General features: G+C 72.2%; 4 protein-coding genes. All 4 read right to left on the reverse strand.

Going from position 1 to position 7,763, the window contains the following annotated elements; all coding sequences use genetic code 11:
• The coding region (tmk, locus tag AOK23_RS09310) for a dTMP kinase (RefSeq protein WP_055712272.1) at window positions 1-2,952 on the reverse strand (2,952 nt) is incomplete at its 3' end.
• Window positions 2,953-3,305: 353 nt separating this feature from the next.
• The gene (gene topA, locus AOK23_RS09315; RefSeq protein WP_055712270.1) at window positions 3,306-6,155 is read right to left on the reverse strand and encodes a type I DNA topoisomerase; all 2,850 of its coding nucleotides are present in this window, start codon (window positions 6,153-6,155) and stop codon (window positions 3,306-3,308) included.
• Window positions 6,156-6,469: 314 nt separating this feature from the next.
• Window positions 6,470-6,667, reverse strand: coding sequence for a hypothetical protein (locus tag AOK23_RS09320; RefSeq protein ID WP_055712271.1), 198 nt, complete (start codon window positions 6,665-6,667; stop codon window positions 6,470-6,472).
• 97 nt (window positions 6,668-6,764) lie between these two features.
• A partial coding sequence (locus AOK23_RS09325; protein ID WP_206336159.1) for a septum formation family protein occupies window positions 6,765-7,763 on the reverse strand: 999 nt, incomplete at its 5' end.

Raw genomic sequence — 7,763 nt, forward strand, 5'->3', positions numbered from 1 at the left:
CTCCGCCGACGGCTCAGGCGGCCGAGGCAGCTTCGCCGTGGTCTCGGAATCCGTCCCTCCCCCGGGCCGAACCGGCGGCAGCACAGCCGTCTCGTCCCACGGCCCCCCGGACGCGTTCGTGGGCGTCACCACAGGCGTGGGCACGGTGGCGTCACCCGAACCGCCCCGCTCGCCCCACTCAGATCGACCGCCGCGCTCCCCGTCGCCGTCATCCCCCCGAGAAGCCTCGGCATCCCGAGGCGCCGCAGCCGCCGCCTCAGCCGCCCGAGCAGCCGCCGCGGCACGCTCCGCCTCGGCCGCCGCCGCTGCCGCCCGCGCGGCCTCCGCGACCCGCTCGGCCTCCGCAGCGGCGGCCCGCTCCGCGGCGATCCGTCGCGCCTCCTCGGCGCGCAGCAGCGCCTCCTCGGCCTTGCGCTGCTTCTCCAGGCGGAGCGCCTCCGCCTCCGCCCGCAGTCGCTGCTCCTCCGCGGCCTGCCGGCGTCGCCGTTCCTCCTCGACCCGGCGCCGTTCTTCCTCCTCGGCGCGGGCCTTCTCCTCCGCGAGGAGCCGTGCCTGCTCCTCCTCGGCACGGCGCCGCGCTTCCTCGGCCCGTCGCCGGGCCTCCTCGGCCTGCCGTTCGGCCTCGCGCCGCTGCGCCTCCTCCAGCTCGCGCCGCTTGCGCTCCTCCTCCTCGGCGCGCAGCCGGGCGAGTTCCTCCTGGCGCTCCCGCTCGAGCCGCTCTTCCTCGGCCTTACGGGCGGCCTCTTCCTCGGCCTTCTTGCGGGCCTCCTCCTCGGCCTTGCGCCGCGCCTCCTCCTGCGCCTTCACCTCGGCCTCGGACAGCGGGAGCATCACGTCGAGGCGGTGCCGGATGACGGTGGTGACGGCCTCCGCGTCCTGCCCGCCGTCGACGACCAGGTACCGTCCGGCGTCGGCGGCGGCGAGCGTCAGGAATCCCGCCCGTACGCGCTCGTGGAACTCGGCCGGCTCGGACTCCAGCCGGTCCGGCGCCTCGGTGAACCGCTCCCTCGCCGCTTCGGGCGAGACGTCCAGCAGCACCGTCAGATGCGGTACGAGCCCGTTCGTGGCCCACCGCGAGATCCGGGCGATCTCGGTCGGCGAGAGGTCCCGGCCGGCTCCCTGGTACGCGACGGAGGAGTCGATGTACCGGTCGGAGATGACGACGGCGCCCCGCTCCAGCGCGGGCCGCACAACCGTGTCCACGTGCTCCGCGCGGTCCGCCGCGTACAGCAGGGCCTCGGCGCGGTGGGACAGTCCGGCGCTGGACACGTCGAGGAGGATGGACCGCAGCCTCTTGCCCACGGGGGTGGCGCCGGGCTCGCGGGTCACGACGACCTCGTGCCCCTTGGCGCGGATCCACTCGGCGAGCGCCTCGACCTGGGTGGACTTGCCGGCGCCGTCGCCGCCCTCCAGGGCGATGAAGAACCCGGTCTCGGCCGGTGCCTGGTCGGGGTCGTCGCCGCCGAGCAGCGCGTCCCGCAGGTCGTGCCGCAGCGGCACTCCGGACCGGTCGTCGACCTTGGCGAGGACGAGCGCGGCGACCGGCAGGAGCAGCGCCCCGACCAGCATCAGGGTGAACGCGGCGCCGCCGTGCGCGAACACGAACTTGCCGTTCTCCAGCCGGTGCGGGCCGATGGCGGCGGCGACCAGCGGGGCGACGACGGCGGCGAGCGCGACGAAGACGCGTACGACCGCGTGGAGGTGCTCGGTGGTCCGGGCCCGCCGGAATTCCTCGGCCTCCTGGTCGAGGAGCGTGTGCCCGGTGTTGGCGGCGATGCCCGCGGCGACACCCGCCAGCCCGAGGATCAGGACGACGCTGGTGACGTCCGGCACGAGTCCGCCGGCGAGCAGTGCGACACCGGTGAATGCGATGGCCAGAGCGAGGAGGCGACGGCGGGACAGCGCGGGCAGCAGGGACGGCGCCCGGCGGATTCCGAGGCCCACGCCGCCGGTCAGCGCGACGACCAGCAGGCCGTACAGCACCGGGCCGCCGCCCAGGTCCTTGGCGTGCAGCACGGCGACGGCGACAGCGGCGGCGACAGCGCCGGCGACCGCCGCGCATGCGGGCACCAGGATCGGGATGGCGCCCGTGCGGCCCTTGTCGACGCCCGTGCCGGTCCTGGGCCGGCGCAGCCCCTCCAGCGGGGACCGCGCGCGCGGGGTACGCGTCTTGGGCAGTTCGAGGAAGGTCACCACCGACAGCGAGGCGGCGAAGAGTCCGGCGGCGACGTACGAGGCGAGCGCCGCCTGGTGCTGGCCGAACCAGTCGAGGCCGGCGCCCAGCAGGTTGTTGAGCAGCGCCACGACGACGAGGGTGGCGGCCGCAAGGGGCACCGCCACGAATCCGGTGCGCAGGGACAGGCGTCGCAGCGCGTCCATGTGGTCCGGCAGCGGGCGTACGGTCGCGCCCTCCAGCGGCGGCGCGGGCAGCAGCGCGGGCGCCGCGCTCTCCCGGCAGACCGTCCAGAACCGTTCGGCGACGCCGGTCACGAAGACGGTCACCAGGAGCACCGCGAGCGCGTTGTCGGGTGTCCAGTCGATCCACAGGGGCGCGACGATCAGCAGCAGGACGCGCAACCCGTCCGCGCCGACCATGGTCCAGCGGCGGTCGAGCGGGCCGTCCTGCGAGGTCAGTGAGGTGAGGGGGCCGAGGAGTACGGCGCCGAAGAGCAGGGTCGCGAGGACCCGCGTGCCGAAGACGACGGCGACGGTCAGGGCGACGCCCCGGTACCCGCCCCCGAACGCCTCCTCGGCGATCGCCGTCTGGAAGGCCAGGAGGACGAGCACGAACAGGGCGAGGACATCGCCCACGCCGCCCACGAGCTGTGCGCTCCACAGCCGTTTGAGCTGAGGTCGGCGCAAGAGCGCCCGTACCGCGCGCTCCCTGGAGTCGGCTGCCAGGGCGTCGTCGGGGGCCGGAGTCAGGGCAGTCGGCTGCTCGCCTCGCATCATGCTTTCAGCCTATCGGCACCCACCGACACCCCGGACCGACGCCCGAACGCACGCACACGTCGCCACCAAGTCGTGTAAAAAGCGCAGGTTCAGAAAAACCAAGGTGAAGATTCCAGCCACCGCTCGGCGTCACCGCCGCCAAAGGGGCGCGGGGATCTGCGCGACCAGCCACAACGCCCCCGCACCCGCCGCAAAGCTCCCGAACCCCCGCCCCCTTGGGCGTTCCGAACCCTCGGCCGCGACCGAACCGTCCGGCGTTCCGAACCCTCGGCCACTCCCGAACCCTCGGCGGTTCAAGAACCGCCGGGCGCCCAACAGCCTTCAGCCGGACGCCCGACGTCTCTCGACGCCTCTCAGCCCTCGGACGACGCGGCGGTCTTCTTCGCAGCCGCCGTCTTCGCGGTCGCGGCCTTCTTCGCCGCGGCCGTCTTGGCGGTGGTCGCCTTCTTCGCGGCCGTCTTCTTCGCCGGCGCCGCCTTCTTCGCGGCGGCGGTCTTCGCCGTGGTCGCCTTCTTCGCGGGCGCCTTCTTCGCCGTCTTCTTGGCCGGCGCCTTCGCCCGCTTCTCCGCGAGCAGCTCGAACCCGCGCTCGGGCGTGATCGTCTCCACGCTGTCGCCGGACCGCAGCGTCGCGTTGGTCTCGCCGTCGGTGACGTACGGCCCGAAGCGGCCGTCCTTCACCACGACCGGCTTCCCGCTGACGGGGTCCGCGCCCAGCTCCTTCAGCGGCGGCTTGGCGGCGGCCCGCCCCCGCTGCTTGGGCTGGGAGTAGATCTCCAGCGCCTCTTCCAGCGTGATCGTGAACAGCTGGTCCTCGGACTGGAGGGAGCGCGAGTCCGTGCCCTTCTTCAGGTACGGCCCGTAGCGCCCGTTCTGCGCGGTGATCTCCTGGCCCTCCGCGTCCACGCCGACGACACGCGGCAGGGACATCAGCTTCAGGGCGTCGTCGAGCGTGACGGTGTCCAGGGACATCGTCTTGAACAGAGAGGCCGTCCGCGGCTTGACCGCGTTCTTGCCCGTCTTCGGGGTGCCCTCGGGGAGGATCTCCGTGACGTAGGGCCCGTAGCGGCCGTCCTTGGCGACGATCTGGTGGCCGGTCGCCGGGTCGGTGCCCAGCTCGAAGTCGCCGCTGGGCTTCGCCAGCAGTTCCTCCGCCAGCTCGACGTTCAGCTCGTCGGGCGCCAGGTCCTCGGGGATGTCGGCGCGCTGGTGCCCCTCGCTGTCCTTCTCGCCGCGCTCGATGTAGGGGCCGTAGCGTCCGACGCGGAGCACGATGTCGTTGCCGACGGGGAACGAGGAGACCTCACGCGCGTCGATGGCGCCCAGGTCGGTGACCAGTTCCTTCAGTCCGCCGAGGTGGTCGCCGTCGCCGTTGCCGGCCTCGGCGGCCGCGCCGATGTCACCGGTGCTCTCGCCGAAGTAGAACCGCTTCAGCCACGGCACGGACTGGGCCTCTCCGCGGGCGATGCGGTCGAGGTCGTCCTCCATCTTCGCGGTGAAGTCGTAGTCGACGAGCCGACCGAAGTGCTTCTCCAGGAGGTTGACCACGGCGAAGGACAGGAAGGACGGCACGAGGGCCGTGCCCTTCTTGAAGACGTAGCCGCGGTCGAGGATCGTGCCGATGATCGACGCGTACGTCGACGGGCGGCCGATCTCGCGCTCCTCGAGCTCCTTGACCAGGCTGGCCTCGGTGTAGCGGGCGGGCGGCTTGGTGGCGTGCCCGTCGACCGTGATCTCCTGGGCGGCCAGCGCGTCGCCCTCGGTGACCTGCGGCAGCCGGCGCTCGCGGTCGTCCAGCTCGGCGTTCGGGTCGTCGGCGCCCTCGACGTAGGCCTTGAGGAAGCCGTGGAAGGTGATCGTCTTGCCGGAGGCGCTGAACTCGGCGTCCCGGCCGTCGGAGGCGGTGCCGCCGATCTTGACGGTGACGGAGTTGCCGGTCGCGTCCTTCATCTGGGAGGCCACGGTCCGCTTCCAGATCAGCTCGTACAGCTTGAACTGGTCGCCGGTCAGACCGGTCTCGGCGGGCGTGCGGAAACGATCACCCGAGGGTCGGATCGCCTCGTGCGCCTCCTGCGCGTTCTTGACCTTCCCGGCGTACGTCCGGGGCTGCGCCGGCAAGTAGTCGGCGCCGTACAGCTGGGTGACCTGGGCGCGGGCGGCGGCCACGGCGGTGTCACTGAGCGTCGTGGAGTCCGTACGCATATAGGTGATGAAGCCGTTCTCGTACAGCTTCTGCGCCACCTGCATGGTCGCCTTGGCCCCGAAGCCGAGCTTGCGCGAGGCCTCCTGCTGGAGCGTCGTCGTACGGAACGGGGCGTACGGCGAGCGGCGGTACGGCTTGGACTCGACGGAGCGGACGGAGAAGCGGGTGTTCTCCAGGGCGGCGGCCAGCGCGCGGGCGTTCGCCTCGTCGAGGTGCAGGACGTTCGCGCCCTTGAGTTGCCCCAGCGAGTCGAAGTCGCGGCCCTGGGCGACCCGGCGGCCGTCGACGGACTGCAGGCGGGCGACCAGGGACGACGGGTCGGACGGGTCGCCGGCGCGGCCGGTGGAGAAGGTGCCGGTCAGGTCCCAGTACTCGGCCGAGCGGAACGCGATCCGCTCGCGCTCCCGCTCCACGACGAGCCGTGTCGCCACGGACTGGACACGGCCCGCGGACAGCCGGGGCATGACCTTCTTCCACAGGACCGGCGAGACCTCGTAGCCGTAGAGGCGGTCGAGGATGCGGCGGGTCTCCTGGGCGTCGACGAGCTTCTGGTTGAGCTGGCGCGGGTTGGCGACGGCGGCCTGGATCGCGGCCTTGGTGATCTCGTGGAAGACCATCCGCTTGACCGGGACCTTGGGCTTGAGGACCTCCTGGAGGTGCCACGCGATGGCCTCGCCCTCGCGGTCCTCATCGGTGGCGAGGTAGAGCTCGTCGGAATCCTTCAGCAGGTCCTTGAGCTTCTTGACCTGCGCCTTCTTGTCCGCGTTGACCACATAGATGGGCGCGAAGTCGTGCTCGACGTCCACGCCGAGGCGACGGACCTCGCCGGTGTACTTCTCGGGCACCTCCGCGGCGCCGTTGGGAAGGTCGCGGATGTGCCCGACGCTCGCCTCGACGATGTAGCCGGGACCGAGATAGCCCTTGATCGTCTTCGCCTTGGCAGGCGACTCGACGATGACGAGTCGGCGGCCGCCCTTCGCGGTCTCGCTGGTCGGGGACAACTTCGCTCTTCTCTCCGGTCGACGCTGGGATCTCCCCGGGGTCGCCTTGTGTCCGGGGTCGGGCACCCCCGGAGGCCGGTGCCTCGCAGGAGGCGCGGCCATGGGCCCGGGGATCGGGTCATGCTGACGCTGCGGAGTGTGACGGTACATCCCGCCCCCGTGTCAAACGGGAAAAGCCCGCAACGGCCACTCGAACGGTAACCCGACTACCGCCATTCCTGCCGCCCGGCGTGTTCACCGGCCCTTCCGGACCGATGCGGAGGGTCACCCCGTGGTCACCCGGCCCGCTCCCTGCTCCGGCGCCCGGAGCACCCTCAGATCTGCGCGAAGCACCACGCGCCGAGCAGGAGGGCGGCGACCGCGGCGACGCTCGCGAGCGTTGCCGACATCACAGGGCGCACCCCGTGCGCGACCGGCAGTCCCTGCCGCAGCCGGACGGTGGTCCACAGCAGCAGCCCGCCCCCGAACAGGGCGAACACCACTCCCGCGAAGATCGCCGATTCGCTCTCCATGTCCCGCACTCCCACCCCTCGACACCCAGGGAGGGGAGGCTGGCACGCACGGGAAGCGGACACACGAACCCGAGGTGAACGCGAGGCGTCCGGGGCCTCAGACCGAGCCGGGCGTGGGTATCTTCCCGGTCGTCCTGGAGATGTCGGCGTTGCGCACCGTGCACACCACTTTGTTGAAGCCCTTCTTCCACTCGTCCTCGTCGGAGACCCAGCCCGACACGATCAGGTCGGAGCCGGGCGCCCAAGTCGTCTCGAACCTGTTGGTGCAGAGCTTTCCTCCCTCGTCGAGGGCGCCCTGGAAGGTCATGCTGTCCGGGGCCTGCACCGATCCGACGACCTGGTCGGTGTGCGCTTGGGCACAGTCGGTCAGCGGCGCGTCGTATCCCTTGTCGTCCCTGGTGGTGTAGTCCCAGCAGTCTCCGACGGCCATCTGCGTGGGCCACAGCTTCATGCCCGTGTCACGGAGCCGGCCCACTTCCCCGCCGATCGGGACGTGCTTGCCGAGTACGAGACATGCCGTACCGCCCTTGGCCGCGGTGAAGCCCTCCTTCGTGGGCACGAGCGCGTAGACCCCGGCGTCGGGGAGGGCCTCGGCCATCGAGTCGGCCTGGTTGGCGCAGCGCTGCGGGCCGTTGTCCCGCGCGTCGTCGTGGTCGGAGGCCGTCTCGATCGCCACGACCTGGCCGTCCGGCCAGTCCTCGTCGCAGTCGACCACGCCGAGGTCGGGCGGCGACTTGAACGCCGCCCCCGTCCAGACCGCCTTGACGCAGTCCCCTACTTGCAGCGGCTGGGTGAGGGCCGCCTTCTCGCCGTAGGGGTACTTGGCGATCACCGTTCGGGGCGGGTCGTCCGGGGGGCCGTTCAGCACATTGACCACGGCCCAGGTGCCGCCGCCCGCCACCAGCAGCACCGCCACGACGAGCGCGACGAGCGCGGCCGGGGGCATCTTGCGCCGGGGCGGGCCGGGCTGTGGGGCGACGGCGGTGACCGTCGGGTACCCCGCGTGGCCCGGCGGGGTGGGGCCGCCGCCGTAGGGCGTGGACCGGTTGGCTGCGTACAGCGACGCCTGATGGCCCACGGGGCCGCCGTACGGCGG

Source organism: Streptomyces torulosus (assembly GCF_001419765.1).
Lineage (GTDB): Bacteria > Actinomycetota > Actinomycetes > Streptomycetales > Streptomycetaceae > Streptomyces > Streptomyces torulosus.

What these genes read in the sequence shown, in the direction of transcription:
- AOK23_RS09320 (WP_055712271.1), bottom strand. Translation starts at nt 6,667, where the DNA reads ATGGAGAGCGAATCGGCGATCTTCGCGGGAGTGGTGTTCGCCCTGTTC.